This window comes from uncultured Pontibacter sp., from assembly GCF_947502515.1.
GTDB lineage: Bacteria > Bacteroidota > Bacteroidia > Cytophagales > Hymenobacteraceae > Pontibacter.
Window position 1 is genome coordinate 1 of sequence record NZ_CANNAI010000001.1, and the last position, 26979, is coordinate 26979.

A 26979-nucleotide genomic window follows, 5' to 3' on the forward strand; every position below is an offset into this window, starting at 1 on the left:
GTATGCGAGACCCGCTTGTACAGTGGTGTGAGAGGCGCACCCCGTCAGCTAACGCTGACGGGGCCGTCTACTCGATTGGGAGATGAAATTTTGTATCAACTTCTAATCTTTAAATCTCCACAATCTACGAATTCCGTCCTCGTTGGAAGTTACTAAAGAATCTTTGTCAGCTTTTATTACCCTTGTTTTAAAAAAGGGAACATTATCATCAAAGTATATCAGAGTATCATTTCTGAATTCGTATTTTAAGTATTCAAATGTGTCTACAAACAATATCGAGTCTTCTTCAATATTAAAGCTGGCATTTTCAGATTCTCCTGAAGTCCATATACCTTTTATATCTTCGTTAGTGAATAAAGACTGTGCACCTGAGTGCTGTGATTCAACTGCTGGAGAAGATGTGTTAGCTTGATGTTGGATAACAGATTCTTGTTCGGTCTCTTTTACACTACAGCTTATCAAAAGCAACACAAAGAAGATCGTGTATATTTTCTTCATTTATTAATTCTTATACCTCCCAACTTCTAGCTAAACGGAATAGACATACGGTTATTTGTCGATTTCGACAGACAACCGTAACCGGATTACCGAATATATTATATAATAATTAAGAGCTATACCCTTATCCATTGGCATGGCTAAAGGTATAGCTCTTAAAATTTGGTACTGCTTACAAAGCTGCAATACAGGAAATCTCCACATTCACATCTTTAGGCAGGCGGCTCACCTCTACCGTCTCACGGGCAGGCGGGTTAGAGCTGAAGTAGCTGCCGTATACCTCGTTTATTTTGGCGAAGTTGCCCAGGTCTTTTACGAAGATGGAGCACTTAAGCACATTGTCGAAGCCCATGCCGGCCTCCTGCAGAATGGCGGATAGGTTTTTCATCACCTGGTGCGTTTCCTCCTCAATAGTGCCGCTTACTAGCTCGCCGCTTTGCGGGTCTAATGGGATTTGGCCCGAAACGTACATGATCCCGTTGTGAAGTGTGGCTTGGCTGTAAGGCCCAATGGCGGCTGGCGCATTGGCCGACTTGATAATGGTATGGTTCATAGTCCGATTAGTTTTAATGTGTATCTTTACCCATCAAAAGTACAGAAATATGCACATACTTGTTTTGTCTGGCGATGAAATGGCCGCTGAGTTTAAACAGAAATTTCCGGAAGGAGCCAACGGCAATACCTATACCTTTCTGCATAGCCGTCACCTGACCGATGATCAGCTCAAGCCTGGCGATGTTGTTTTTGACTTCCTGCTGCATAAAGAACCGGAGCGCCTGAGCGATTATGGCCCAGATCAAATCGTGTTCTGCCAGGCCGTGACGAAGCAGTTGGCTTCGCTGGTGCGTGAATCAGGTTTAGAAAGGATCTGCACCTTATTCGGTTTCAATGGACTGCCAACTCTCTTTAACCGTCCGGTGCTGGAGGTAAGCCTATATGAGCAAAAGGATGCCGAGAAACTGAAACAGGTATGCGAACAACTTGGCACGGAGTATCAGTTAGTAGAAGACCGTGCAGGTATGGCCACACCGCGCATCCTGTGCATGATCATTAACGAAGCCTGCTATACCTTGCAGGAAGGCACTGCCTCTATTCAGGATATCGATTTGGGTATGAAACTGGGTACCAACTATCCGCACGGACCTTTTGAATGGGCGAATGCGATAGGTATAGATAATGTATACCAAGTGTTGGAGGCGATGTACGAAGACACCAGAGAAGAGCGCTACAAGATTTGCCCGCTGCTCAAGACAAAGTATTTGAGAGGAGAGAAGTTTAGTTTCTAAGATAGTTCATCATAAAGCAAAAGGGCCAGCAACTGATTAGTCGCTGGCCCTTTTTTATAACTATTAATCGATTACTCTACTGTCACAGACTTCGCCAAGTTACGAGGCTGGTCTACATTGCAACCGCGCATTACCGCGATGTGGTAAGACAGTAATTGCAGCGGAATAACCGACAGCAACGGCACCAGGTGCTCGCTCGTCTCTGGAATCTCGATCACGTGATCCGCCATGGCAGGTATAGTCGTGTCACCTTCGGTTACAACAGCGATGATCTTACCTTTGCGGGCCTTCACCTCCTGTATGTTCGATACGATCTTCTCATAAGAGCTGTCCTTGGTAGCGATTACTACCACCGGCATCTGCTCATCGATCAAGGCGATAGGACCGTGCTTCATCTCAGCGGCAGGGTAGCCTTCGGCATGGATGTAAGAGATTTCTTTCAGCTTCAGGGCGCCTTCCAGTGCAACCGGGAAGTTATAGCCGCGACCCAGGTATAGGAAGTTTGTAGCGTCTTTGTACTGCTCCGAAATCTTGATGATCTGGTCGTTTAGCTCCAGTGCTTTCTCTACTTTGGCCGGAATGCTCTCCAGCTCCACCATCAACTGATGCAGTTTGGTTGTTTCCAGCGTGCCACGCTTGCTGCCAATGATCATGGCAATCAGCGAAAGCACCGTTACCTGTGCGGTAAAGGCCTTTGTAGAAGCAACACCGATCTCAGGACCAGCGTGGGTATAAGCACCCGCATCCGTAGCACGGGCGATAGAAGAACCTACCACGTTGCAGATACCGAATATTGTAGCACCTTTTGACTTGGCCAGCTCCAGTGCGGCCAGTGTGTCAGCTGTTTCGCCAGACTGTGAAATAGCTACTACAATGTCACGCTCGCTGATAATTGGGTTGCGGTAACGAAATTCTGAAGCATACTCTACCTCCACAGGTATGCGAGCAAGGTCTTCGATCAGGTACTCGGCCACCAGACCGGCATGCCAAGACGTGCCGCAAGCCACGATCAGGATACGGTCTGCATTCACAAATTTGTTCTCAAACTCACGGATGCCACCCATCATCAGGTGATTGCTCTCTGCGATCATACGACCACGCATGCTGTCCAGGATAGAGCGAGGTTGCTCAAATATCTCCTTCAGCATGAAGTGCGGGTAGCCGCCTTTCTCAATCGACTCCAGGGCCATTTCAAGGCGCTGAACGTATGGTGTTTGCACCACGTCCTCTTTGGTACGGATCTCCAACTCACCGTTTTTGATCACGACCAGTTCGTAGTCGTTCACATACACCACATCGTTGGTATACTCAATAATTGGAGTAGCGTCAGAAGCAAGGAAGTACTCGCCTTCGCCTATACCTACTACCAATGGACTACCCTTACGGGCAGCGATAAGTTGGTTCTGGTCTTCCTTAGAGAGCACCACAATAGCATAAGCTCCTACTACTTCGTGCAGCGCCAGGCGCACCGCCTCTGCCAGTGAGCAGTTGCTGTTTTGCTTGATGTCTTCAATTAAGTTGATGAAAACCTCCGAATCCGTTTCGGACTGGAAGGTATGGCCTTTTTGGATCAGGAGCTGCTTCAGGGAAGCGTAGTTCTCGATGATGCCGTTGTGGATGATGGCAATGTTCTTGGAGCTAGAGTAGTGTGGGTGTGCATTGACATCGTTTGGCTCACCGTGGGTAGCCCAACGAGTATGGCCCATGCCGATGCTGCCGTGCACATCTTTATCTGCAATAAACTCCTCAAGGTCGCTTACCTTGCCTTTTCTTTTGAAGACGTTCAGTCCTCCGTTCATCAGGGCTATGCCTGCGCTGTCATAGCCTCTGTATTCAAGTCGTTTCAAGCCCTTAAGGACAATAGGGCAAGCATCTCTATGCCCTACGTACGCTACAATTCCGCACATATAGTATTAAGTTTCAGTAAAAAAAATAAAGGTACCTGCAAAGGTACCTTTTTCTTTATAATGTATAAAGTATCTGCTTAATATTTGCGCGATACTATTGTAGCTTCGAATAGTATATCAGGAGCCTTACTGGGTTTGCTTCATTGTTTGTCACAATGGCACGGTAAGGACGCGTTTCCGGACGAATAGTTACGGTTCCGTCTGACTGCGAAGCAGCCGAGACAGCGCCCAGCATCAGTCCGTTGTTTTGCTTCAGGCCCATCATCACACCCTGCAGGTAACTGGTCACATTCAGGGTATAATAATCTACGCCATTCTTGCGGCTACTAGCCACCAAAGCTGGCACTCGGGTATCCAGTGGATTGACACCATCCTGCTGCACTGCACGTACAGTACCTGTTATGTCTCGCAAAAACTGGTTTGCATTGTTGGTTTCATACAAAGCCAATTGAGGCGGTCTCGGCAGGTTGTTCTCCGAAGAAGCCGCTTTAACAGGTATGATCAGCTCGGCCCGGTTGATGATCAATGTGCCTGGGATATCCTTGAATTTTTCCAGGTGAGGGATCGTGATCTTACTAAGCAGTTGCGTGCCCGCCTGTATATAAGAATCTCCGCCTGTTTCGCTGGCAGGTACAAAGTCCCCATTCGACTGCAGCTCAGCAACGGCAGTGCCTGTGCGGTCAGATGATATCTGGGTAAAGTAATTGCCTGCGCCCAACAAAAAGTTATGCTGTCTGGCAGTGCCTTCGGCTGTGGTATAGTGCAGTGTCAGGCTCGTGTTAGTGCTACCCAGTGTCAGACCTACTATGCTTGCATTCTCGCCTTCAGGCACTGTCAATGCAAGGCCTTTGAAAAAGTTAGAGAAACCGGCCTGGTCTGCTAAACCCGCCTGGCCTGACTGGGCCATAAACTCGTTTGCCAACTCGCTACTCAGTTTTATCTTCAGCAGTCTCGTCTTCTTTGTCGTCACATTCTCCGCCCTTTCTGTATCTATGCGAGGCAGAAAAGCTTTCGAACCAACAGGGTTAGAGTCGTAAGCAAAAGGAGTGTTGGTGAAGTAAGAGGTTCTCTCGTCAAATGCACCTGTCACACGATGCACATTTACCTGCATCGTCTTCAGGGTGTCCGCATACTTAAACGAATAGTCAAGTGTAAGCACCAGCGAGTCTGCTCTGGCACCTGCGCCGAAGTTTAAGCCGGCACCGTTGATTGCCACCTCCGTGATTGTGCTGGCACGCACCTTACCCAGCACCGGATCCACATACTGGCCTAGCAAAGGCGGCTGTGAGCGGAACGAAAGGATCGAGTCCCCCTGAAACACAGTTCCGGTCCGGATGGTAAGGGTATCAGTAAACTCGGTACCTATCAGGTTTTCGTCCTGTAGTTCGAGTCCGATGTCTTTTGGGTCTTCGCAGGCTGTAAGAGCGGCAAATGAAAAGAAGAATAAGAGTAATCTCCTAACGGCTGAGTTCATTATATAGGTTGAAGTATGAATCACACAGGTTGTCGTCGGCACTGATGGTATTGATGTTCTTGTTTGTCTCAACAAATTCATTGAACAGGGCGCTGATGTTTTCGCCGAAGTTCTCATTTGTCTTGATCACAGAGTCAGCGTACTCCATGCCAACCTTGATAAAGCTGTCCAGGTCCGCTTCCTGCAAAGAGACCAGCATGCTGTCATCGATATCAAGCATTTTTACTTTCTCGAGCAGGTCGCCGTTAAACTTGTGCTTGTACTCGTGGTTGTAAACCGTAAAGATAGACTTCGAATCCTTAAAGATCGGGTCTTTCTTATAAGTAGTTTTCAGGTACATTGGAATCAGACCGGTCATCCAGTCGTTGCAATGTACGATATCCGGCTGCCAGCCCAGTTTCTTCACTGTTTCGAGTACACCCTTGCAGAAGAAGATGGCACGCTCGTCATTGTCCTGGTGGAAGTTGTTGTTCTTATCCACAAAAACGGACTTGCGCTGGAAATAGTCTTCGTTATCGATAAAATATACCTGCAGCTTGGCATTTGGGATAGAGGCTACCTTAATAACAAGCGGCTTTTCGTCATCACCCACGGCGATGTTGATGCCTGACAGGCGAACTACCTCATGCAAACGGTTTTTACGCTCGTTTATTATACCGAACTTGGGTACAAAGATGCGGATCTCCATACCTCTCTCCTGCATACTCTGCGGTAGCGTGTTCAGAAATTCTGCTACTTTAGTGGTTTGAAGGAAAGGAAGGATTTCGGTGGCGGCGTACAGGATTCGCAATTTAGACATGAGTATGTAATTAAAATTTAATAAGCAACAGTAATGGGACGTGCAAAATTAGTATTTTTTATTCTAATTTTCAATTTAATGTTCTATAACCTACTTTTGACGGCTTTCAGCAATTGCATCATTTATACCTATTAATATGGAAGTTATAGAGCAGGTGGCAGCCCTTAAGGCCATTGTGGCAGCGCTGCGTTGCGGCGGCAAGCGCATTGGTTTTGTGCCTACCATGGGCGCCCTGCACGAAGGGCACCTGCAGCTGTTGCGCGCCTCGGCCCGCGAGAATGACGTGACGATCTGTAGTGTGTTTGTGAATCCGACTCAATTCAATAACGCCTCTGATTATAAGCTATACCCCCGCACACTCGAGCAGGACATCAGCCTGCTGCAAAGCGTTGGCTGCGACTACCTGTTCGCCCCCAGTGCGGAGGAGATATATCCACAACAGTCTGTGCTGCAGTTTAGTTTCGGACTGCTCGAAGCGGTGATGGAGGGCGCACATCGCCCGGGGCATTTCAACGGAGTGGCGACTGTGGTGAGCAAACTTTTCCATATCGTGCAGCCACACAAGGCCTATTTTGGGCAAAAGGATTTGCAGCAGGTGGCCATTGTGCGCCAGCTGGTGCACGCCCTGAGCTTTGACCTGGAGCTGGTGTGCTATCCGACCGTGCGCGAAGCCGACGGACTGGCCATGTCCTCACGCAACAAGCGCCTGAGCGACACCCAACGCCAACAGGCACCGCAGCTTTACAAAGCATTGCAAATGGCCGCAGCCAATCTGAAGCAGAAGCCAGTGGCAGTCATCAGGGGCGAGGTGGCACAACAGCTGCAGCAGGTAGAAGAGCTCGAGCTGGAGTACTTCGAAATAGTGGACAGTCTTACCCTGCAGCCGCTCCAGGACATAAGCGGTCAAGAAGAAGTGGCGCTTTGCATTGCCGCTTTTGTGGGGGAGGTGCGGCTGATCGACAACATGCTCGTGAATCTAAAGGAGGGCTGATTTGTTCGGGATTGTAAAGGCTTAAGAAGATGCTGAGACGCTGGTAGTTTATCTGCAGCTAAATGCATAACTTTGCGGCCTATTACAAAAATAAACCATGTATATTGAGGTTTTAAAATCCAAAATTCACCGTTGCCGGGTTACACAGGCTGAGTTGCACTATGTGGGAAGCATCACCATTGATGAAGACCTGATGGATGCCGCCAACGTGGTGGAGAATGAGAAAGTACAGATCGTCAACATCAACAACGGAGAGCGCTTCGAGACTTATGTAATTAAGGGTGAGCGTGGTACCGGCACGGTGTGTCTGAACGGTCCGGCCGCTCGCAAAGTGCAGGTAGGTGACATCGTGATCGTGATCTCTTACTGCTCCATCAAGTTCGAAGACGCAAAGAACCACCAGCCGACGCTCGTGTTCCCGGATCAGCACAACCGACTGGTGTAACGCCATTGCATGAGAAAACTGCTCTCTTTACTGAAGTACAGCCTGCTTCTGGGGCTTTCTGCATTTCTGATGTGGTATGCCCTTAAAGAGCTTGACTTCGAAAAACTATGGGCAGAGTTGCAGAATATCAGTTATGGGTGGCTGGTGCTGTCAGTCCTGATGGGCATCGCAGCTTACCTGAGCCGGGCATACCGCTGGCACATGCAAATACGGCCGACAGGCTATACCCCTTCTTTTAAGAACACCTACAATGCCATGATGGTAGGTTACCTGGCTAACCTCGTGCTGCCCCGCATGGGAGAGGTAGTGCGCTGCAGCATGCTCCGTCGCAGCAATGGCATCCCTGTCAATACAGCCTTTGGCACAGTCATCGCAGAGCGCATCATCGACATGGTCATGCTGCTTCTGTTTCTGGGGCTCACCTTTATGCTGGAGGTAAACCGCCTCCGCGATTTTCTTTTTGGTCTTTTCACAGATAAGTACGCCAGCCTGGAGCAAAGCTTCGGGTCGCTATACCTGCTGGTTGTGCTGTTAATGGTAGTTGGCGCCGTGTTTCTGGTGCTGGGGTTGCTATACCTGAACAAGCTGCGTCAGAACGCCTTTTTCAAAAAAGCGGTGACCTTCGTGCGTGGGATGCTGCAGGGCGTGTTCAGCATCACTAAAATTGAAAACCAGGCCGCCTTCTGGGGGCATACCCTCTTTGTATGGGCCATGTACTATGGCATGAGCCTTGTCGTGTTCTATGCTATACCTGCCACGTCCGGCCTGACGCCAGTAGCCGGCCTATCGGTGCTCGTGATCGGTACTTTAGGTATGGCGGCGCCTGTGCAGGGGGGAGTAGGGGTGTACCACCTGCTGGTGCAGACTGTGCTACTGCTCTACGGTATACCCAAAGAGGCTGGGATGGCCTACGCCTTAGTGGCCCATACTTCGCAAACGCTTTTGGTAGTTGCCATGGGAGTGTTTAGCTTTATAGCAGGAATGTTGCATAAGCCTGCCGCAGTGGAAGAGCACACGCAGGCAAACCCACCTATACATGAATTCGAAAGATAAAATCCTATCCTTGCCTGACCTGCAGGAGCTTGTGCAGGCATGGCGCAGTGAGGGACAGCAGATCGTTTTTACCAACGGCTGCTTCGATATCCTGCACCTCGGCCACGTCGACTACCTCGAAAAAGCACGACAACTTGGCGATAAATTGGTACTTGGCCTTAACACAGATGCGTCAATAAGCCGTATAAAAGGTCCGAGCCGCCCACTTCAGGACGAAATGTCACGTGCACGCGTCATGGCATCCCTTTTGTTTGTGGATGCCGTAGTATTCTTCGATGAAGATACACCGCTCGAACTGATCAAGGCTGTGCAGCCGGACATACTGGTGAAGGGCGATGATTACATCATCGAAAATATTGTGGGGCAGGATGTCGTTACAGCACGTGGGGGCGAGGTGAAAACCGTGCCGCTCGTGAAAGGCTACTCCACCACAAACATTGTTAGAAAAATAGAAAACCAACAAAGTTCATAAAGTTAAAATAGACCAATGGGAATATATGTGATTGTTATTCTCTTCATGGGCCTCAGCATGTGGGTAAGCTGGAGACTGAAGAGCAAGTTTAAGAAGTACTCCGAAATTCCGTTGCAGTCGGGCTACACCGGCCGTGAGATTGCCGAGATGATGCTGGCCGATAACGGCATTCATGATGTAAAAGTAATATCGGTAGCTGGCCGCCTGACGGACCACTACAACCCAGCTGACAAGACCGTAAACCTGAGCGAGTATGTGTACGAGGCACGCAGCGCGGCTGCTGCAGCTGTGGCAGCGCACGAATGCGGCCACGCCGTGCAGCACGCCAGAGCGTATAGCTTCCTGAAGTTCCGCTCGGCCATGGTGCCGGCGCTGAGCATCGCCTCACGCTACATGCAGTGGATCATCCTGATCGGTATTTTCATGCTGCAGACTACTCCTGTGCCGTTGGCTATTGGTGTGGCGCTGTTTGGCTTGACCACCATTTTCAGTTTTGTAACACTGCCTGTTGAGTTTGATGCGAGTAAGCGGGCGCTGGCCTGGATTAGCTCCAACAATATTGTAACACAGCAGGAGCTGGCCATGTCGAAGGACGCGCTGAAGTGGGCTGCCATGACTTATGTGGTCGCAGCGCTTGGCTCTTTGGCTACACTGCTTTACTATGTGTCACTGCTTATGGGCCGTCGGGACTAAGCTGATCATGATGCAACTTCGATAGCAGACAACACGCCATCCGTTCTTTCAGAGCGGATGGCGTTTCTGTTTTATTGCACTGAATTTATCCACTGCCTAACAAATATTAGTTAGGAGAGTTATACAAATATTACCAAATTTCATAGTTTTGTACTATAATCCATTAATTACAGTCCTTTTATATATAAAAGCATGAATTTTCAATTAACTGAAGAACATTTGGCAGTGCAGGCTGCCGCCCGTGAGTTTGCACAAGCAGAGTTACTGCCCGGTGTAATTGAGCGCGATGAGCACCAGAAGTTCCCGGCTGAGCAGATCAAGAAAATGGGAGAGCTTGGCTTCCTGGGTATGATGGTTGATCCGAAGTACAACGGTGGTGGTATGGATACCATCTCTTATGTGTTGGCTATGGAAGAGATCTCTAAAGTGGATGCTTCTGCTTCCGTAGTGATGTCGGTGAACAACTCACTTGTATGCTGGGGCCTTGAGAAATATGGTAACGAAGAGCAAAAGCAGAAATACCTGACGAAGCTTGCTACTGGCGAGATCATAGGCGCTTTCTGCCTTTCTGAGCCAGAGGCTGGTTCTGACGCCACGTCACAGCGCACCACCGCTGAAGACAAAGGCGACTATTACCTGCTGAATGGTACTAAAAACTGGATCACAAACGGCAGCACAGCCTCCGTATACCTGGTGATTGCCCAGACAGATCCTGAGAAGAAGCACCGTGGTATCAACGCATTTATTGTTGAGCGTGGCATGGAAGGTTTCCAGATTGGTCCGAAAGAGAACAAGCTGGGTATCCGTGGCTCTGATACACACTCTTTGATGTTCACTGACGTAAAAGTACCTAAGGAGAACCGCATCGGTGAAGACGGCTTCGGCTTTAAGTTTGCGATGTCTACACTGGCAGGCGGCCGTATAGGTATAGCTGCACAGGCGTTAGGTATAGCCTCTGGCGCATACGAGCTAGCAGTGAAGTACTCTAAGGAGCGTAAGGCATTTGGTGTGGAGATTGCGAAGCACCAGGCAATCCAGTTCAAACTGGCTGACATGGCTACGAACATCGAAGCTGCCCGCATGCTGTGTTTGAAGGCCGCTTACCACAAAGACACGCATCAGGATTATGGCATGTCCGGTGCAATGGCGAAGCTTTTCGCTTCTAAAGTAGCCATGGACACAACGGTAGAAGCAGTGCAAGTACATGGCGGTTACGGTTTCGTGAAAGAGTACCATGTAGAGCGTTTGATGCGCGATGCCAAAATCACACAAATCTACGAAGGCACTTCTGAGATCCAGAAAATAGTAATTTCAAGAGAATTGTTAAAGTAATTTGGCACTTAAACCTTTGTTATTGTGTTATTTAGGCTAAGGATAGGGTTTATTGAATTAAAATTAAATATTTAAAATATTTTGAATTTTATAAAGATTAGCCTAGCTTTAGGACAAAATAAAAGGGTTTATAGTATAAAAGTTAGTTGGTAACACACATGGAAGATTACAATAAGATTATTGAGTCGCTTGGGGTGCGGTTCATTAAAGCGAAAAATCTGGTGTTGCAGCAGCCGTTCTCGGTACGCAACTACTACGACGTAGGCAACAACCTGATTCTGCTTCATAAAGGTACAATTTTCTTTGGTGAGGAGGAACAGATGGTAGAAGAGGGCGAACTGCTCTTTATACCGGGTGGACGTAGCACAAAGGTAACCTATGGTTCCGGCGATGGCAGATCCATTACAAACGATGACCTGATCACCAACAGAGAGAAGTTCTTTAAGAGCAACAACGACCTCGACCTGATCGGCGACGCGGAAGAGAGCCACAGCTATGTGAGCTTCGAAGCGAAAGTGTTCGATTCAGTTAACTTCTTTGCATCACTTGACCTGCCTGCCTTCCTGATCTCAGGAAACAACAAGCTGGCTAACCTGGTGATCAAGGTAGTGGAAGAAAGCATGCAGGACCTGCCAGGCAAGGAGCGTCTGATCAGCATCTACACCGAGAACATCGTGGTAGAGATCGTGCGTCACATCCTGCGCAACAAGATGTTTGTGGAGCAGCTTGCTACGAACAGCACCTACTTCAAAGACCCTCGCCTCATCGACCTGTTCAACTACATCAAGGAGAACCTGGGCGGCGACTTGTCTAACAAAGTGCTTTCTAACGTGGCCAACGTATCTGAAGATTATGTAGGCCAGTATTTCAAAATGCTGACAGGCATTAACCCTCAGGATTACATTGAGTACCAGCGCATGGAGCGTGCTGTGTTCCTGCTTCGCACGACGAAGAAGAGCATTCGCGAAATCGGTAAGGATGTGGGCTACAAAGATACAGCTTACTTCTGCCGTCGCTTCAAGATGATGTTTGGTATACCTGCCGGTAAGATGCGCCGTCGCGAATCAGCGATGAACATCTAAGGCTAGATTATAAGAAGCAATAGTGTGAGAAACCTCGGCCAAAAAGCCGGGGTTTTTTTCTATGTGGTTACCTACCACAATGACGTCGGCGCCAGCCTCCAGTGCTGCTTTTGCCTTAGCTGCCGTGTTGATGCCTCCGCCTACAATAACAGGTACATCCACTGACTGACGCACTGCCTTAATCATGTCTGCGCTGATGGGTTGCATAGCGCCGCTGCCTCCGTCGAGGTAGATGTAGCGTAGGCCCAGCAACTCGCCGGCCATGGCAGTGCAGGCGGCAATAGCTGGCTTATCATAAGGTATAGGTGTGGTGCCACTCATGTAAGAAGCAGTGGTTTGACGGCCAGTGTCTACGAGCATGTAGCCGGTTGGGTATACCTGTAGCTCGCTGGCTTTGAGAATGGGAGCCGAAAGCACATGCTGGCCGATCAAAAAGTCTGGGTTGCGACCGGAAATAAGAGACAGTAGCAAAATGCCGTCGGCCTGTTTGTCGATGTGCAGGCTGTTGCTCGGGAAGAGAATAACAGGTATAGAACTGTTCTCTTTGATAAGTTTGATGATGGCGGCCTGGTTATCGGTGGTGATGAGGCTGCCGCCTACAAAGAAAAAATCTACCTGGTGGGTTTCGCTCAGAGAGAGCAGGTTCAGGCAGGAAGCTTCGTCCAGGTTATCGGGGTCGATCAGGACGGCAAAGTGCTTTCTGCCTGGCTCATGCTGCTGTCTGTTACAAAGGTTGTTGAATGGCATCCTCTTCTGGAATGGTATAAGCAATGGTTTCTACTTCAGTCACCTCAATGGGTGCTGCTGCAATATCGCTATTTTTAGAAACAGTGCTTAAGTATTCCTCCACCTTTTTAGTAAGGTATACAAGGAGCAGGGCCATAACCTGTTGGCTGATCACCTGCATCAGTTCAGAGTTCACAAAGCTTTTAGATACGCCGGTTTGTTGCTGCGGTGTATGTGGCATGCGCTCTGATGACAAGGTATAGTCGTCCTCTTGTTCATGTACAAAGGAGTTGTAACCCGCCACATCTGCATTTCTTGCGGTGTAGCTATCCTCCTGGTCGTACGCATACTTGTTGAAGCCAAGCGCATCCGTCTCCTTGCTGTGGGACTTTGAACTCTTTAGAGCCTTCTTGTTCTTCAGCTTTTTAATTTTTTTTTTACCGCCGCTGAACATACTCTTCAGCAGGAGCCCTGCTACCAGCACACCGCCTGCAATGGCGACTTTTTTGCCCATCTGCTGGCCCTGTGTCTTTATCTGATCCACATCACCCATAAGCGCGTTTTTGTATTCTTCTTTTTGACGCTCCAGAAGTTCACGCTCGTTATCGAACAGGGGGTTGTTAGTCTCGCTCATACTTGTTTCTCTCTTTTGTCTGTTTTGTATATCGTATTATCAAAGGCTTTGTCAGCCATACCTTGAAACACTTTCTTGTCGAGACCAACAAGCAGCACCACCAGCACGATCACATAGAATAGTGCGATAATGCCGAAGCCCCAGAAAGAGCTGTCAAGCAGGTGGTTGAGCAGAAGGCCCAGAAAGATGCTAACAAAAAGGAAGCTCATCAGGCCAAAAAAGGCCAGCAAGGCACCATGTACCGCGCTTACAAAAGCAGCTTTTAGCTTTTCCTGTATTTCCAGACGTATAATGTCTATGCGGGTATCAATATACCCCATTAAGTTATCAATGAGGTTATTACTTTTCTCTCTTGTGCCGTTGTCATTCATAGTGCCCAGCTTTTTTAGTGCTTTTTCTGTATACGCTATTAGATTAAAAAATTTGCGGAAGATATAACCAGTTAAAGTTGTAGTACGGAATTTGCTGTATCTTGTCCGTGTTTACTTAACTTAAGTATCACTTTTTTGTTACATTAGTCTCTTTGGAGCATAACCTATATAGCACATTAGGCGTGAGTCCTACGGCCTCGGCGCAGGAGATCAAGTTGGCTTACAAGCGGCTGGCTTTGAAGTATCATCCTGACCGTAACCCAGGCGATGCGCGAGCGGAGGAATTGTTCAAGGTCGTTAACGCTGCTTATCAGACCCTGTCCGATCCCCAAAAGCGCGTGCGCTATGATTTGCGTCTGCAGTACCTGCGCGAACAGCGGCAGGCCATACGGCAGCATCAGCCACACCATAATCCCCGCTACCGGCAAACCCGGCCACCGGCCCCGGTTTCAGAGCGTCACTACCAAAATATACCTCGGCGTGAGGGTCGCCGCTTTGTGCGCAAGGACCTGTACATCACACTCGGATTTTTCGCTTTCATGTTCGTATTCAGCGTGCTGCTGAAGTCTACCATGGACTATATCACAGGCGAAGACAGGTATAAGACCGCACTCAGCTACATTGAACACGGCAAGTATAGCAGTGCCCACAGTTTGCTCACCGATGCAATCTATTTTCGGCCAAAGCACTCTGACGCCTATCTCACAAGAGCGAGTATCTCGATGAACGTGTATGAGAATTACCGCTCGGCTGTGGAGGACCTGAATCAGGTGATTGCTTTGCAGGACAGACCTTCTGGAGAAGTGTTTATGTTGCGGGGCAAGTGCCTGGCCAAGTTGGAGAAGTACCAGGAGGCCGAAAGGGATTTTGGTATAGCGCTCACGCTTGACAGCACACTGCACACCGCACAGTTAGACAGGGGAGAGGTGCGACTGTTTTACCTGCAGAAATTTGAGCCTGCCATAGCCGATTTTACCAGCTTTCTGCGTCATACATCCAAAGGTGAGTCCTGGGCAAATGCCTTGACCTTCCGGGGCTTCGGGTACTACAAAACAGGTGAATACGCCGCCTCGGAGGCAGACTACCGGCAGGTGCTGCAAGCTGATAACGCCAATGGCCGGGTATATTACCTGCTCGGCCGCACGGAGCTCGAACAGGCACAGCCTGACTCTGCCTGTGCTCACTTCAGAGAAGCTTACCGTCTGGGCTACTCAGCTGCGGTGCTGGAGTTGCGGGCCAACTGTCGCTAAAAGTATTTGAGCAAGCGCTTCTGCATGCGATCACTGTCCCAAGACTGAGCACCCAGGTAAATTTCCTTCACATCGCCGCTCGGGTTCAGCACATAAGTAGTAGGGTATACTGTCAGTTGCTGGTTAGCAAGTGGGGTATTGGCCTTGAGGTAAGTGAAGCTATAAGGCTGGCGGCTTCTGAATTTCAGGATTTTCTCCAACTCCTCGTCCGATATCGTAACGACGGCTATCTTATCAGGGTGTAGCTGTTGCAGGCGATCCATGGCGGGCATCTCCTCGATGCAGGGCTTGCACCAGGTAGCCCACACATTTAGCACGACTACTCTTCCTTTATACTTGTCAATGGAGATGGGCTCGCCCTGCAGGCTTGTAAGTTGAAGTGCCTGCCAGTTCACATGTTGCGGAACCGTTTGGTTGAGCATATAAAAGGCAAACACGGCAATAACGCCCGCTACGGCAAAACCAACGGCATAAGCAGTCCAGAATATTTTTCGTCGGGTCATATGCTAAAACTGTATGTTTTGGATGAAAAACATATAGATAAGAGCCAATACAAGCACAGTACCGATACCGGCAGCCATGCCCGCAAAAATAGCGCTCCAGAAAATTCTTTTCATGATGGCAATAAGTGTTGTAACAGCTAAGGTACTAAAATGCAGGAAGAATTATAACCTGAAAATAATTTAGACAACCAGCGGCTTATTATGAAGTATAGTAGGGCAGCAGAAAGGAGAAGGGTATAAAAACAAAAAACCCTTACCGGTTAGGGTAAGGGTTTAAGCTGGTGGTGATGATTGGAATCGAACCAACGACACATGGATTTTCAGTCCATTGCTCTACCAACTGAGCTACATCACCAGCTCCATTGTGCCCCCCTCTTCCGAAAGGGTATGCAAAAGTAGTAACCAAAATCGAAGACGCAAACTTTCCGGCAAAAATATTTTAAAAAAGTGGCCTTGTATACGTTTATTCTCACTATTCTGCTATCTTTATCTACGAATTGGTATGTATAACGAATAATTCACCGTGATTCAACTCGAGAACATTATCTTCCTGATTGTAGCAGGCCTGGGCATTGGCCTGTTTGTGTGGCAGATCCGCAAGATTCGCAAGAACATTCTGATGGGCCGTGACGTCGATCTGACGGATAACCCATCGGAGCGTATCAACAAAACCTTACTGGTAGCCTTCGGGCAGCAGAAGATGTTCAAGCGTATGCTACCGGCCGTGCTGCACCTGTTCGTGTATGTGGGCTTTCTGGTGATCAACATTGAGGTGATCGAGATCCTGATCGATGGAGTGTTTGCCACGCACCGCGTACTGGCTTTCCTCGGACCTGTTTACAGCGCCTTGATGTTCATTAATGAAATACTGGCTGCGCTGGTGATCATCGCCTGCGTGATCTTCCTCTGGAGACGTAACGTGACTAAGGTGCCGCGCCTGGCAAGTGGTGTAGAGATGCGCGCTTGGCCAAAGCTGGATGCAAACTTTATCCTGATTACCGAGATCGTGCTGATGTTTGCCTTGTTTGCCTTCAACATTGCTGGTTTGAAGCTGGTACAGATGGAAGGCGGCGAAGTGGCAGGCAGCTACCCGGTCAGCCAAATGTTCGTGAATATCTTTGGCGACAACCCGACCAGCCTGCACATCATTGAGCGCGTAGGCTGGTGGTTCCATATCATCGGTATTCTGGCCTTCATGAACTACCTGCCGAGCTCGAAGCACTTCCATATCATCATGGCCTTCCCGAACGTGTATTACTCTAAGCTACTGCCGAAGGGTAAGTTCACGACAAACCCGGCCATCACGCATGAGATCAAAGCCATGCTGGATCCAAGCTACCAGCCGCCAGCGCCGGAAATGGACGCTGAAGGTAACCCGATCGTGCAGCGCTTCGGTGCCAAAGATGTGGAAGACCTGACCTGGAAACAGCTGATGGATTCCTATACCTGTACCGAGTGCGGTCGCTGTACCTCTGTGTGCCCGGCCAACATCACAGGCAAGCTCCTGTCGCCACGTAAGATCGTGATGGACACCCGCGACCGCATGGAGGAGAAAGGGGAGCATCCGGCCATCTTTGCACCGAATCATTACAAAGAGTTGGGTGTGGAGCGTGTGCAAACAACTGACGAAAAAACCTTGCTGCGGGGTTACATTACACCGGAGGAATTGTGGGCGTGTACTACTTGCAACGCCTGTGTGGAGTCCTGCCCTGTGAACATCGACCAGTTGTCTACGATCATGGACCTGCGCCGCTACCTGGTGCTCGAAGAGTCTGCAGCACCAGCCTCGGTAAACGCCATGTTCACCAACATTGAAAACAACGGCGCACCATGGGCCTTCTCGCCGTCCGACCGCTTCAACTGGGCGGAGGACCTGTATGTGCCGAGTAAAAATTAATAAAGTAGCATTAGCTACACTTTACAAGCCCTAGAATTACCTTACCAGATGGAAGAGAATAAAAGACTAGTGAAAGTGCCAACCATGGCGGAAATGGCAGCGAACGGAGAGGAGCCAGAAGTGCTGTTTTGGGTTGGCTGTGCCGGGTCGTTTGACGACCGATACAAGCGTGTAACCCGTTCCTTTGTGCAGATACTTGAGCATGTGGGCGTGAAATATGCCGTGCTGGGCACAGAAGAAAGCTGCACCGGCGAGCCTGCCAAGCGTGCTGGTAATGAGTTTCTGTTCCAGATGCAGGCCATTACCAACATCGAAGTGCTGAATGCCTATAACATCAAGAAGATCGTGACGGCCTGTCCGCACTGCTTCAATACGCTTAAGAATGAATACCCGGACCTGGGCGGTAACTACGAAGTAATTCACCACTCCACGTTCCTGCAGCAGCTCATCAATGAGGGCAAAGTAAAGGTGCAAGGCGGTGAGGCCTTCAAAGGGCAGCGTATCACGTTCCACGACTCCTGCTACCTGGGCCGCGCCAACGACATCTACGAAGCTCCGCGCGACGTGCTGGCCGCTCTGGATGCCGACCTGGTAGAGATGAAGCGCAGCCGCGCCAACGGACTTTGCTGTGGTGCCGGTGGTGCCCAGATGTTCAAAGAGCCAGAGCCAGGCAACAAAGACATCAACATCGAACGTACGGAAGAAGCATTGGCCACATTGGGTACCGGCAGTGGCGTGATCGCAACAGCCTGCCCGTTCTGCATGGTGATGATGAGCGACGGCGTGAAGAACAAGGAGCAGGAAGAAAGCGTAAAAGTTTTTGACATCGCCGAGCTGATCGCACAAGCGGAGGGGTTGAGTAAGTAATACCTGATTGTTGATTGATAATTGCTGCTTATTGTTTACTCCCGGATTAACTCCGGTATAGCTGTTTTGCTAAGTAGTAAGGTTAAAACAGGTATAGCTTTCTTAGTGTTTAAATCGTCAGCGAACTACTCTTTAAGAGATCAATCAACAATCAACAATTCAACAATTAAGAAATGTACATTCCTTTTGACCAATTGCCACCGCATGCCCGGCTCTGGATCTACCAGGCTGACAGGGCTTTGACGGCGGCTGAACAGGAAGAAATAAAACCAATGCTGGAGCGTTTTGCTACTGACTGGAGTAGTCATGGCAAGGGGCTGCAGGCATCGGCCAGCTTATTGCACGACCGCTTTTTGGTGCTGGCCAACAACGAAACTGTTACTTCAGCCAGTGGCTGTTCTATTGATAAGTCTGTGGCCTTTGTGCGGGAACTGGAGCAGCACTTCGGTGTTTCGTTTTTCGACCGTACCCGACTGGCTTTTTTGAAGGACGGAGAGATGCAGGTGGTGGGTATGAACGAGTTAAAAAATAAAGTGGCAGCCGGCGAAATTGACGGACAGACCTTATATTTTGATACATTGGTAAATAATTACGGAGAGTTGCAGGATGCCTGGCCCCGGCCAGCGCAGCAGAGTTGGCTTTCCAGGTATTTTTAGATCCGCTAATCCAAAACCTACCCTCATGCAGCAGACGCTATCGACCAAGTCAGTGGCCCATTACCTGAAGTTTACAGCAGCCATTCTGCTGCTGGCAGTGGTGCTTAGCTCCTGTGGGGCGGGCATGTACCTCAGCAAGGCCGACAAGCGCTTCGGAGAAGAGCAGTATGAGCGGGCCATCGAGTACTACAAGCAGGCGCTGAAAGGGGCGAATAATGTTGGCGAGATCAACTACCGCATAGCCGAGTCATACCGCCTATCTAACCGCCTGGCGGAGGCTGAGACTTACTACAAAGCTGCACTTGACAACAACTACCGCAAGGAGGAAGGATTTTTCTACTACGGTATGGCGCTGAAAGCCAATGGCAAATACGAAGCCGCTTTAGGTCAGATGCAGGATTACGCCCGCATCGGCAGCAAGCAGGAACTTAAAACCCTAGCTCTGCGTGAAGTAGAGACTTTGAGCCAGCTGAGCGGTATCCTCAAGAAGAACACCGGTTTCGAGATCTATAACCTGGAAGCGCTCAATACAGAAGGCTCTGACTTTGCACCTTCTGTGCGCGGCAACGAACTTGTTTTCTCGTCTACACGCGGACCGGGCAAAACCTACTTGGGTAACGGCGAAGGTTTCATCAATCTATACGCTACTACACTGGATGCCGACTCAGCCAACCTGGGAGCTGCCGTGCGCAAACTGGAAGGTATAAACACCGACGACCTGCACGAGGCACTGGCTACCTTTGCTGACGAGGGCAACACGATGGTATTTGCACGTGGCAACGAGGGCACTAAGAAAGGCCGCCGCAACGTGGACCTGTTTATCTCGTTCTACCGCTCCAACGCCTGGACCGAGCCGAAATTGCTCAGCATAAGTGACCCGCGCGCCTGGGATTCTTCTCCGGCTTTCGCCCCTGATGGCAGAACACTTTACTTCTCGTCTGACCGCCGTGGCGGACTGGGAGGGAATGACATTTACAAAACTACTATTGACGACAATGGCCGCTTCTCGGCACCTGAGAACCTGGGGCCGGACATCAACACTCCGGGCAACGAAAGCTACGTGTATGTAGGGCCTGACGGCACCCTCTACATTGCCTCTGATGGTCTGCCAGGTTTGGGTGGGCTCGATGTGTTTAAAATAGAAGAGGGCAAGCCTGTAAACATGGGCATACCGGTAAACTCGAGTGGTGACGATTTTGGTATCTTCTTCCAGGATGCCTTTTCTGGTTATATCTCCTCGAACCGCGAAGGCGGCAAAGGCGGCGATGACATCTACGCCATTGCCCGTTCGGCACGCAAGCTGGTGAACTTCTTTGTAGATGGAACAGTGTACCAGCGTCGCGAGAAAGACAAGCAACAGGCGGTAGTGCCGAATATACCAGTGGTGTTGCAGGATAACCGTGGACAGAAAATAGCGGAAACCACTGCCGATGAAGAGGGTAAGTTCTCCTTTGCGCTTGATAGTGCCTCTACTTACTCGCTGCTGGCCGAAAAAGCCGGTTTCTTCGCGGCCCGCCAGCGTGTGAGCACTGTGGGTAAAATGCCGCCGCAGAACCAGCTGCCAAACGAAGTAAACGAGGTACGCCTCACCGCTGACCTGCTGCTGACGGAGATTGTGAAAGAGAAAGCCATCGTGCTCGAGAATATTTTCTACGACTTCGATAAAGCTGACATCAGACCAGACGCTGCTGAGGAGCTGGACAAGCTAGTGCAGATACTCGAAGACAATCCGCGCATCTCCATCGAGTTGAGCTCGCACACGGATTCGCGTGGTAATGACGCTTACAACGAGGATCTATCCCAGCGACGTGCCCAGTCTGCCGTGAACTACATCATCTCGAAAGGTATAGACAAGTCGCGCATCACAGCCCGTGGTTATGGCGAGAGCCGCCCGGTAGTGCGCAATGCCAAGACAGAAGACGAGCACCAGCGCAACCGTCGCACCGAGTTTAAAGTAGTGCGTATTCAAGAATAACAGGTATAAGGTATAGTGCTATACCTTACAGATAAAAAGAACCGGCGATTATAGCTTAATGCTATAATCGCCGGTTCTTTTTATCTGTGTTAGAACTAACGGAAGGTATACTTCATTCCAACCCCGATATTGCTGACCTGACTCCTATTGTTATACTGTGGTGCATGAAGCCCGGTGCTGAAAAGTTGGGTTCGATAGTCCACTGAAAGGGCTATTGGCAGCTTTTTGAATTGGTACTCTATACCGACCGTGCCAAAAGCAATTGGACTAGTATAGGTTCTATCTACTCGGGCATAAGGTGTACTTGTATGTCGCAGCACACCAGCTCCTACACCTGCATAGGGCCGGAAGCGGTCTGAGAAAGCCAATTTCGGTTGCCAGACATAGCTGAGGGAAGCCAGATAATCACGAGAACTAGAAGGTAACATGACATAGGCCTCAAAGGCCGATTGGTCGGTAACAAAGTATTTGGCAGTTATGCCAAAGTCTGAATAGATTGCGCCTGCTACGGTGTAACGAAATCCGACAGCTGCTTTATAAGGTGCTGAAGCCTGTGGCTTTGCATTAGGCAAATCCTGCGTCTGAGCAGTTAGTAGGCTGCAAGCGCCGAGTAGGGTAAGCATTGTTTTCTTAATCATGCGTGAAGTTTTTGAGATGATAGATTCGGAAAGATGAAGAGACAAAGAGCTCGGAGCTATACCTAGCGGAAAGTATATTTCAAGCCTATACCTAAATTACTGGCCCTATAGTGGTTTACATAGGCAGGCGTTGAGCGCCCGTAGCGCAGAAAGGTGGATCGGTAATCGAGTGAGATAGCCAAGGGTAATTTTTTGAAAGCGTATTCAGCGCCGAAAGAAAAGACCCCTACAGGGTTGGTGTAAGAGGAGGGGCCGTCGAAATACATTGGTGCAGGGTTTTTGGTGTGGAGCAAGCCAACGCCTACACCGGCATAAGGCCTAAGTCGACTGGATGTAGTGAGCTTAGGCTGCCAGACATAGCTAATCGAGGAAAGAAACTGGCGAGCCTCAGGATTCAGGTCAGAATAAGCTTCCAGGGCAGCCTGTTCCCGTATAAAATACTTCGCTGTGATGCCCAACGCTAAGCCCGCTGGGCCGGTTGCATAACGCATCCCAACAGCAAGTTTATAAGGAGCCGATACATACGGCTTAACGTGCAACGAGTCCTGCTGCGCCTGTGCTGCACCAGCAAGGCACAAGCTGAAGGGTAAAATCAAGAGTATCTTTTTCATAAGTTTTAAGTTTGTTTATATAGAGGAGTCAATATATTCTGGAATGGTTGCAAGGTATAGCGTCTGTTTTCTTTGATGGACTATAGCGCATACCTGTTGTGTAAGGCTTGACGAGGAACTCAATCTTCCAGTATTTTGCCGCAACAACCTTTTTTAAAGCACTGCTTTTGCCGTATATACAAAGGCCTTTTCTTACATTTGTAAGAGCAAGTAAGACCAAGCACTATGGAAAATAGATACCTCCGGCGTGGCGTGTCCGCCTCTAAGGAAGACGTACACAACGCCATCAAGAACATCGACAAAGGGCTTTTCCCGAAAGCATTCTGCAAGATCATCCCCGACATCCTCACCGGCGATCAGGAGTACTGCGCCATCATGCATGCTGATGGTGCGGGTACTAAGTCGGCCCTAGCCTACATGTACTGGAAAGAGACCGGCGACCTGAGCGTATGGAAAGGTATAGCACAGGACGCCGTGGTAATGAATACCGACGACCTGCTGTGCGTGGGTGCCACCGATAACATCCTGCTTTCTTCCACCATCGGCCGCAACAAAAATCTTATACCTGGCGAAGTGATTGGTGCTATCATCAATGGCACTGAAGAAGTGCTGCAGATGCTCCGCGACAACGGTATCGGCATCTATAGCACCGGCGGTGAAACAGCCGACGTTGGCGACCTGGTGCGCACCATCATTGTAGACAGCACGGTGACCGCCCGCATGCGTCGCGACGAGGTAATTTCGAACGACAACATACAAGCTGGTGACGTGATCGTGGGCTTTGCCTCGCATGGGCAGGCCACGTATGAAACGGAGTATAACGGCGGCATGGGCAGCAACGGCCTTACCTCCGCCCGCCACGATGTGTTCCATTCTTATCTCTCGGCCTCTTACCCGGAGAGCTATGACCCGGAACTGCCAAAGGACCTGGTATACTCTGGCAACTACCGCCTCACCGATGTAGAGCCAGAAACAGGTATGGAAGTAGGCAAGCTGGTACTTTCGCCAACGCGTACCTATGCGCCTATCGTGAAAGCCATACTGGAGCAGCACCGTCCGCACATACACGGCATGGTGCACTGCAGCGGTGGTGCCCAGACCAAAGTGCTGCACTTCACCGACAAGGTGCATATCATCAAAGACAACCTCTTCCCGGTGCCGCCGCTGTTCCGTATCATTCAGGAGCAGAGCCACACCGACTGGAAAGAGATGTACAAGGTCTTCAACATGGGCCACCGCCTCGAGATCTACCTGCCGGAACAACACGCCCAAAGCCTGATCGATATCTCCAAGTCATTCGGCGTGGAAGCGCAGATTGTAGGTCGTGTTGAAGCCAGCGAGCGAAATGAACTCACCATTAAGAGCGACAAGGGAACATTTTATTACGAAGGGTAGAAAATCAGATAAGCTTTATAAAGAGAAACCACAGGTGTAGCGCCTGTGGTTTTCTGTTTTATAAGGGCAAAGATTAGCTTTTCTTTAAATAGGCTAAAATAAAATTTGGAGATAGACTAATTTGTTTAAAATATAGTTATATATTAAGAATATGATTCTTGCGCTATACCTATATGAAAACATGCTTTACTCTTCCATGGATCTGCTTACTTACCCCTTTCTTTGCCTTTGCCAACATCGAGGATACAGCTAAAGTCAAGTATGACAGACTCTATGCAGGTATAAGTTTTAGCACGGTATCGCATCACATCTATTACAAAGATTCGAAAGCCCAGGATATTATCAGTTCTGGCTACTTTGCTCCGCTTTCTTTATACCTGGGCTACAATTTCGGCAGGAACATGCGGGTACAAGCAGGTTTGGCTTATGGTGGCAGCTCAGAAAAATTCAGCTGGACACCTGACAATAAAGTGTTCCACACAGCCTCCTCTCGCACAAATGTTGTCGCACTGCCCGTAACGCTACAGCATGTCATGTTCAAAGCTTTTAGGCGGTTCCCGGTGTATGCTACCGGTACACTGATGCCTGCCTACGGTATATCGCAGACAGAATATTCTCAGTCAGAGAACGGTGGCACAGCTGAGATAAGTAATATTACAGAGAAAGGAATCAACACTTTTGTGACGGCAGGGATAGGAATTAATTATAAAATAAGTCCGCGCCTTTACGGGCAGGTAGAGTATCATGCCCTAAAGCATAACCTGACTGGCAGAAACTCTTTCTTTCACGATTGGGATCAGGGATTTACAGGGCTTTTGCACTTTTATAAGTCAGTAGGTATAGGTTTGAATTATAAACTTGGTATGGAATAAACATCAACTTCTGATGAAAGCATGCTTCACCTTATTAGCACTATACCTGACTCTTCCATTTCCGGCCATAGCCAGTGAAGGGGATACAGCCAAAGCGCGCGAAAGCAGATTTTACACAGGTATGGGACTCACCACCATCACCTATCATATCTATTACAAAAATCCGACAGTACAATATGGCTCGACAGGCTACTTCACGCCGGTTTTCTTGAATGTGGGTTATAAGGCGAGCCGTACGGTAAGGCTCCAAAGTGGTATAGCTTATGGAGGTAGTAAAAGCGATGTACACTGGTCGCTGAATGATCATGATGATGATACCTTGCAGATTCGAGCAGATACACGTACCCATGTGCTAGCGGTGCCTGTTACTATACAGGTAGATTTATTCAGGCGCTACACCCGGATTCCCTTCTACGGTACGGTTTCCGCTATAACAGCCTTTGGGAGAACAAATGGAAGTGTAACCGAGATCTTGCATGGCGTACCAACAACAGAGCATGTGCAGGACAAGGGAATCAATATTTTCCTGATGGCTGGTTTAGGCGTTAACTACAAAATCAGCAAACGCTTCAGGGGTTATACCGAACTGTTCCTTTTTAAGAAAAACCTGATCGGCGACAACTCTTTTGATTATGACTGGGAAGCCTATTCTCCTTGGGGACGTCGCCTTTTCAGATCGTTCGCTTTTGGGGTAAATTATCAGTTGTAGTCAAGGAGTGGGCTTTGTCAATAACCACAGGTATATCACCAGTGGTTTTGTTTGAGATATAACCATGGTCTATCCTGTGTTAAAATTCTTGGAGGTAATTTTTATTGAGTTGGATTTTACTATATATTGTACCGATTATATGAAACTCAAAACCTCTTTATGAAAACAAAATCTTTGACCTCTCCCAGTCGGTGTGGGGTTCTAAGCCGGCCACTCTTTTCGTTTATCTTATCTCTTATAATAGCACTTCCTGTTTTTGGGCAAAGCTCTGAAGGTGAGACCTCAGCATCTAAATCCTTCATAGGAGTTGGATTGAGTACCACGGGTTATTACTTAATCGGCAAGCCAAAGTATGAGTATATAGCGGGAGTTACTCCATTCTTAACCATACATTATGGATATACCTTAAGCAGGAGAGCGACCCTACAAGCTGGGGTAGGGTATGGTGCGAATGCATCAACATTGTCCACCACAAGGTATGTTTCGGCTGATGAGATTTACGAAGTGCAGAAAACCCAAAATATGAAGGCACTGGTTGTTCCCGTCACATTAAAGTTTACACCTTTTAACCCTCACAGGAAGTTACAGCTTTATGCCAATGCGACTCTTGCTCCAACTTTTGGTCGCATTAAAGCAAGCGCTACTGAGAGTATTGAGGGAAATTCATCAGAACTATATAATGAAGAAACATCGGCGTTTAATGTAGTGGCAACAGGTGGCCTAACATTAAATTATAAGATGAGCTCCCGGCTTGATGGTTTTGTGGATGGAATGATATTCTATAAAAATCTTCATACCCGAGGAACATTACATAATCAAAGACCTATGTCAGTAGGTATAGGCCTAAACTATAAACTCAAGTAGTCGCATTAGAACATCTAGAAAAAAACCACAGGCACGACACCTGTGGTTTTTTCTTATACCTAGACCTGCATTCAACAAATCCCCGCAGACAAACCTCACCCCGCTTTAGTTCCACAAACTGGCACAATAATTGGCTTGGCGAAAGTATACGCTAAAACCTATAAGCCATGAAAAAGCTTCTACTTCCGCTTCTGTTTGTGCTGCTGGCGCTGCCGGCTTTCGCACAACCCACCGTCGTGACGTTTACCACCCACCGGGGCGAACTTTTCCAGATGGCACTGGACGGGCGCGTGATTAACCGTACGGCTTCCAACTTTGTGCGCATTACGCACCTGCGGCCCGGCAACCATTATGTGGAGTTCAGGATAAGAGGCCGTCATGGCATTTATAGAACAGGTATAAACGTGCTGGCCCGCGCTGGTTTCGAAACAAACTATGCCGTGCGGGTGTCTGGCCGAAAAGTCAGTCTGCGTGTAATCAGCGAAATACCACTGGGTCCGCCGCCCGTAGTGGTCGTGCCACCGCCACCGCGCTATCCCGATCGATATGAACCTGTGCCGCCACGCTACGAGCCGGTACCACCCCGCTACGAAGAGCCTGCTGGTGCCTGCCGAAACCTGCTGGATCGCTATGATGTGGACCGGTTGATCGACGCCATGAAAGGGCGCGACTTCGAGAGCACCCGCCTCACCATCGCCCGCGAGGCTGTGCGCAACGGCAGCATCCTGTCAGAGGACCTGCGCAATGTGCTGTTAGCTTTTGAGTTTGAGAGCACCCGTCTGGAGTTTGCTAAGTTCGCCTACGACAATGTGTGCGACAAAGAGCGCTTCTACTACATCTACGACATCTTCAAGTTCGACCACCATGTGCGGGAACTGGAGGAGTATACCAGCCGGAGAAGGTGAAGCAAGTTTAGGAGTTAGCGATTTTAAGAGTTAGAGAGTTTAAAGTTTATGCGTGTTGTGAGAGCAGTGTGGGC

29 protein-coding genes and 1 tRNA gene are annotated in these 26979 nt (G+C 49.0%); 18 read left to right on the forward strand and 12 right to left on the reverse strand.

Annotation, left to right across the window (positions count from 1 at the left end; translation table 11 throughout):
• Positions 1 to 102: 102 nt before the first annotated feature.
• Together Q1A54_RS00005 and Q1A54_RS00010 are read right to left on the reverse strand one after the other, a co-directional pair.
• Positions 103 to 498 (reverse strand): hypothetical protein, encoded by a 396-nt coding sequence (locus Q1A54_RS00005; protein ID WP_299984053.1) that lies wholly within the window; start codon positions 496 to 498, stop codon positions 103 to 105.
• Between the two features lie 172 nt (positions 499 to 670).
• Positions 671 to 1051 carry a RidA family protein gene (locus Q1A54_RS00010; RefSeq protein WP_076421295.1) on the reverse strand — a complete coding sequence of 127 codons (381 nt, stop codon included), beginning with the start codon at positions 1049 to 1051 and terminating at the stop codon, positions 671 to 673.
• Between the two features lie 49 nt (positions 1052 to 1100).
• Here Q1A54_RS00010 and Q1A54_RS00015 point away from each other — a divergent pair, with 49 nt between their 5' ends.
• Complete coding sequence (locus Q1A54_RS00015; protein ID WP_299984059.1) at positions 1101 to 1784, forward strand: 3-hydroxyacyl-CoA dehydrogenase family protein; 684 nt, start codon at positions 1101 to 1103, stop codon at positions 1782 to 1784.
• A 71-nt stretch (positions 1785 to 1855) separates the two neighbouring features.
• Here Q1A54_RS00015 and glmS read toward each other — a convergent pair whose 3' ends face one another.
• The 3 genes from glmS to Q1A54_RS00030 form a co-directional block, all read right to left on the reverse strand.
• Positions 1856 to 3691, reverse strand: a complete 1836-nt coding sequence (gene glmS / locus Q1A54_RS00020; protein ID WP_196116379.1) for a glutamine--fructose-6-phosphate transaminase (isomerizing) — start codon at positions 3689 to 3691, stop codon at positions 1856 to 1858.
• Between the two features lie 94 nt (positions 3692 to 3785).
• Positions 3786 to 5165, reverse strand: coding sequence for a DUF4270 domain-containing protein (locus tag Q1A54_RS00025; protein ID WP_299984067.1), 1380 nt, complete (start codon positions 5163 to 5165; stop codon positions 3786 to 3788).
• On the reverse strand, positions 5149 to 5964 hold the full coding sequence (locus Q1A54_RS00030) for a glycogen/starch synthase (RefSeq protein ID WP_299984070.1): 816 nt from the start codon (positions 5962 to 5964) through the stop codon (positions 5149 to 5151). Before Q1A54_RS00030 ends, Q1A54_RS00025 begins: the two co-directional genes overlap by 17 nt.
• Before the next feature lie 136 nt (positions 5965 to 6100).
• Here Q1A54_RS00030 and panC point away from each other — a divergent pair, with 136 nt between their 5' ends.
• The 7 genes from panC to Q1A54_RS00065 all read left to right on the forward strand — a co-directional run bounded on the left by panC (position 6101) and on the right by Q1A54_RS00065 (position 12032).
• Complete coding sequence (gene panC / locus Q1A54_RS00035) at positions 6101 to 6955, forward strand: pantoate--beta-alanine ligase (RefSeq protein ID WP_299984073.1); 855 nt, start codon at positions 6101 to 6103, stop codon at positions 6953 to 6955.
• 97 nt (positions 6956 to 7052) lie between these two features.
• The gene (gene panD, locus Q1A54_RS00040) at positions 7053 to 7400 is read left to right on the forward strand and encodes an aspartate 1-decarboxylase (protein WP_007655433.1); all 348 of its coding nucleotides are present in this window, start codon (positions 7053 to 7055) and stop codon (positions 7398 to 7400) included.
• A 9-nt stretch (positions 7401 to 7409) separates the two neighbouring features.
• Positions 7410 to 8453 (forward strand): lysylphosphatidylglycerol synthase transmembrane domain-containing protein, encoded by a 1044-nt coding sequence (locus Q1A54_RS00045; RefSeq protein WP_299984075.1) that lies wholly within the window; start codon positions 7410 to 7412, stop codon positions 8451 to 8453.
• On the forward strand, positions 8437 to 8925 hold the full coding sequence (gene rfaE2 / locus Q1A54_RS00050; protein WP_299984077.1) for a D-glycero-beta-D-manno-heptose 1-phosphate adenylyltransferase: 489 nt from the start codon (positions 8437 to 8439) through the stop codon (positions 8923 to 8925). Before Q1A54_RS00045 ends, rfaE2 begins: the two co-directional genes overlap by 17 nt.
• 15 nt (positions 8926 to 8940) lie before the next feature.
• Entirely contained in the window at positions 8941 to 9618 is a 678-nt protein-coding gene (locus Q1A54_RS00055) for a zinc metallopeptidase (protein ID WP_007655427.1), read from the forward strand.
• A gap of 192 nt (positions 9619 to 9810) precedes the next feature.
• Positions 9811 to 10950 carry an acyl-CoA dehydrogenase gene (locus Q1A54_RS00060; protein ID WP_299984080.1) on the forward strand — a complete coding sequence of 380 codons (1140 nt, stop codon included), beginning with the start codon at positions 9811 to 9813 and terminating at the stop codon, positions 10948 to 10950.
• A 158-nt stretch (positions 10951 to 11108) separates the two neighbouring features.
• A complete protein-coding gene (locus Q1A54_RS00065) occupies positions 11109 to 12032 on the forward strand; it encodes a helix-turn-helix domain-containing protein (protein WP_076421288.1) in 924 nt (307 codons plus the stop codon).
• Here the strand turns inward: Q1A54_RS00065 and Q1A54_RS00070 are convergent.
• Genes Q1A54_RS00070 through Q1A54_RS00080 form a run of 3 tightly spaced genes read right to left on the reverse strand, consistent with a single transcriptional unit; the run spans position 12015 to position 13763 of the window.
• Positions 12015 to 12779 carry a geranylgeranylglyceryl/heptaprenylglyceryl phosphate synthase gene (locus Q1A54_RS00070; RefSeq protein ID WP_299984083.1) on the reverse strand — a complete coding sequence of 255 codons (765 nt, stop codon included), beginning with the start codon at positions 12777 to 12779 and terminating at the stop codon, positions 12015 to 12017. The two genes, Q1A54_RS00065 and Q1A54_RS00070, sit on opposite strands and share 18 nt — an antisense overlap.
• On the reverse strand, positions 12757 to 13392 hold the full coding sequence (locus Q1A54_RS00075) for a hypothetical protein (RefSeq protein WP_299984085.1): 636 nt from the start codon (positions 13390 to 13392) through the stop codon (positions 12757 to 12759). The genes Q1A54_RS00070 and Q1A54_RS00075 overlap by 23 nt, the downstream gene beginning before the upstream one ends.
• Positions 13389 to 13763 (reverse strand): phage holin family protein, encoded by a 375-nt coding sequence (locus Q1A54_RS00080; protein WP_007653047.1) that lies wholly within the window; start codon positions 13761 to 13763, stop codon positions 13389 to 13391. Before Q1A54_RS00080 ends, Q1A54_RS00075 begins: the two co-directional genes overlap by 4 nt.
• A 152-nt stretch (positions 13764 to 13915) precedes the next feature.
• On the opposite strand from Q1A54_RS00080, the gene Q1A54_RS00085 reads away from it, so the two are divergent.
• Complete coding sequence (locus Q1A54_RS00085) at positions 13916 to 15013, forward strand: DnaJ domain-containing protein (RefSeq protein WP_196116352.1); 1098 nt, start codon at positions 13916 to 13918, stop codon at positions 15011 to 15013.
• Here Q1A54_RS00085 and Q1A54_RS00090 read toward each other — a convergent pair.
• Both Q1A54_RS00090 and Q1A54_RS00095 read right to left on the reverse strand, forming a co-directional pair.
• Positions 15010 to 15516 carry a TlpA disulfide reductase family protein gene (locus tag Q1A54_RS00090; protein WP_299984089.1) on the reverse strand — a complete coding sequence of 169 codons (507 nt, stop codon included), beginning with the start codon at positions 15514 to 15516 and terminating at the stop codon, positions 15010 to 15012. The genes Q1A54_RS00085 and Q1A54_RS00090 overlap by 4 nt on opposite strands.
• Before the next feature lie 279 nt (positions 15517 to 15795).
• Positions 15796 to 15871: transfer RNA gene (locus tag Q1A54_RS00095), tRNA-Phe, on the reverse strand.
• A gap of 168 nt (positions 15872 to 16039) precedes the next feature.
• On the opposite strand from Q1A54_RS00095, the gene Q1A54_RS00100 reads away from it, so the two are divergent.
• The 4 genes from Q1A54_RS00100 (at position 16040) to Q1A54_RS00115 (ending at position 20911) form a co-directional block, all read left to right on the forward strand.
• Positions 16040 to 17413: a (Fe-S)-binding protein gene (locus Q1A54_RS00100; RefSeq protein ID WP_299984091.1), complete on the forward strand. Its 1374-nt coding sequence runs from the start codon at positions 16040 to 16042 to the stop codon at positions 17411 to 17413.
• A 48-nt stretch (positions 17414 to 17461) separates the two neighbouring features.
• Complete coding sequence (locus Q1A54_RS00105; RefSeq protein WP_299984094.1) at positions 17462 to 18280, forward strand: (Fe-S)-binding protein; 819 nt, start codon at positions 17462 to 17464, stop codon at positions 18278 to 18280.
• Between the two features lie 173 nt (positions 18281 to 18453).
• Complete coding sequence (locus Q1A54_RS00110; protein WP_299984095.1) at positions 18454 to 18936, forward strand: hypothetical protein; 483 nt, start codon at positions 18454 to 18456, stop codon at positions 18934 to 18936.
• Positions 18937 to 18961: 25 nt separating this feature from the next.
• Positions 18962 to 20911: an OmpA family protein gene (locus Q1A54_RS00115; RefSeq protein ID WP_299984097.1), complete on the forward strand. Its 1950-nt coding sequence runs from the start codon at positions 18962 to 18964 to the stop codon at positions 20909 to 20911.
• A 95-nt stretch (positions 20912 to 21006) separates the two neighbouring features.
• On the opposite strand, the gene Q1A54_RS00120 is transcribed toward Q1A54_RS00115, so the two are convergent.
• Both Q1A54_RS00120 and Q1A54_RS00125 read right to left on the reverse strand, forming a co-directional pair.
• The gene (locus Q1A54_RS00120; protein ID WP_299984099.1) at positions 21007 to 21549 is read right to left on the reverse strand and encodes an outer membrane beta-barrel protein; all 543 of its coding nucleotides are present in this window, start codon (positions 21547 to 21549) and stop codon (positions 21007 to 21009) included.
• 62 nt (positions 21550 to 21611) lie between these two features.
• Positions 21612 to 22160 carry an outer membrane beta-barrel protein gene (locus tag Q1A54_RS00125; RefSeq protein ID WP_299984101.1) on the reverse strand — a complete coding sequence of 183 codons (549 nt, stop codon included), beginning with the start codon at positions 22158 to 22160 and terminating at the stop codon, positions 21612 to 21614.
• A 225-nt stretch (positions 22161 to 22385) separates the two neighbouring features.
• Between Q1A54_RS00125 and Q1A54_RS00130 the strand changes: the two genes are divergently transcribed.
• The 5 genes from Q1A54_RS00130 (at position 22386) to Q1A54_RS00150 (ending at position 26905) form a co-directional block, all read left to right on the forward strand.
• A complete protein-coding gene (locus tag Q1A54_RS00130) occupies positions 22386 to 23555 on the forward strand; it encodes an AIR synthase related protein (RefSeq protein ID WP_299984103.1) in 1170 nt (389 codons plus the stop codon).
• Between the two features lie 173 nt (positions 23556 to 23728).
• Positions 23729 to 24427 carry an outer membrane beta-barrel protein gene (locus Q1A54_RS00135; RefSeq protein WP_299984105.1) on the forward strand — a complete coding sequence of 233 codons (699 nt, stop codon included), beginning with the start codon at positions 23729 to 23731 and terminating at the stop codon, positions 24425 to 24427.
• Positions 24428 to 24440: 13 nt separating this feature from the next.
• Positions 24441 to 25136, forward strand: a complete 696-nt coding sequence (locus Q1A54_RS00140; protein ID WP_299984107.1) for a hypothetical protein — start codon at positions 24441 to 24443, stop codon at positions 25134 to 25136.
• 159 nt (positions 25137 to 25295) lie between these two features.
• The gene (locus Q1A54_RS00145) at positions 25296 to 26000 is read left to right on the forward strand and encodes a hypothetical protein (protein ID WP_299984109.1); all 705 of its coding nucleotides are present in this window, start codon (positions 25296 to 25298) and stop codon (positions 25998 to 26000) included.
• 167 nt (positions 26001 to 26167) lie between these two features.
• Complete coding sequence (locus tag Q1A54_RS00150) at positions 26168 to 26905, forward strand: DUF4476 domain-containing protein (RefSeq protein WP_299984111.1); 738 nt, start codon at positions 26168 to 26170, stop codon at positions 26903 to 26905.
• Positions 26906 to 26979: the final 74 nt, after the last annotated feature.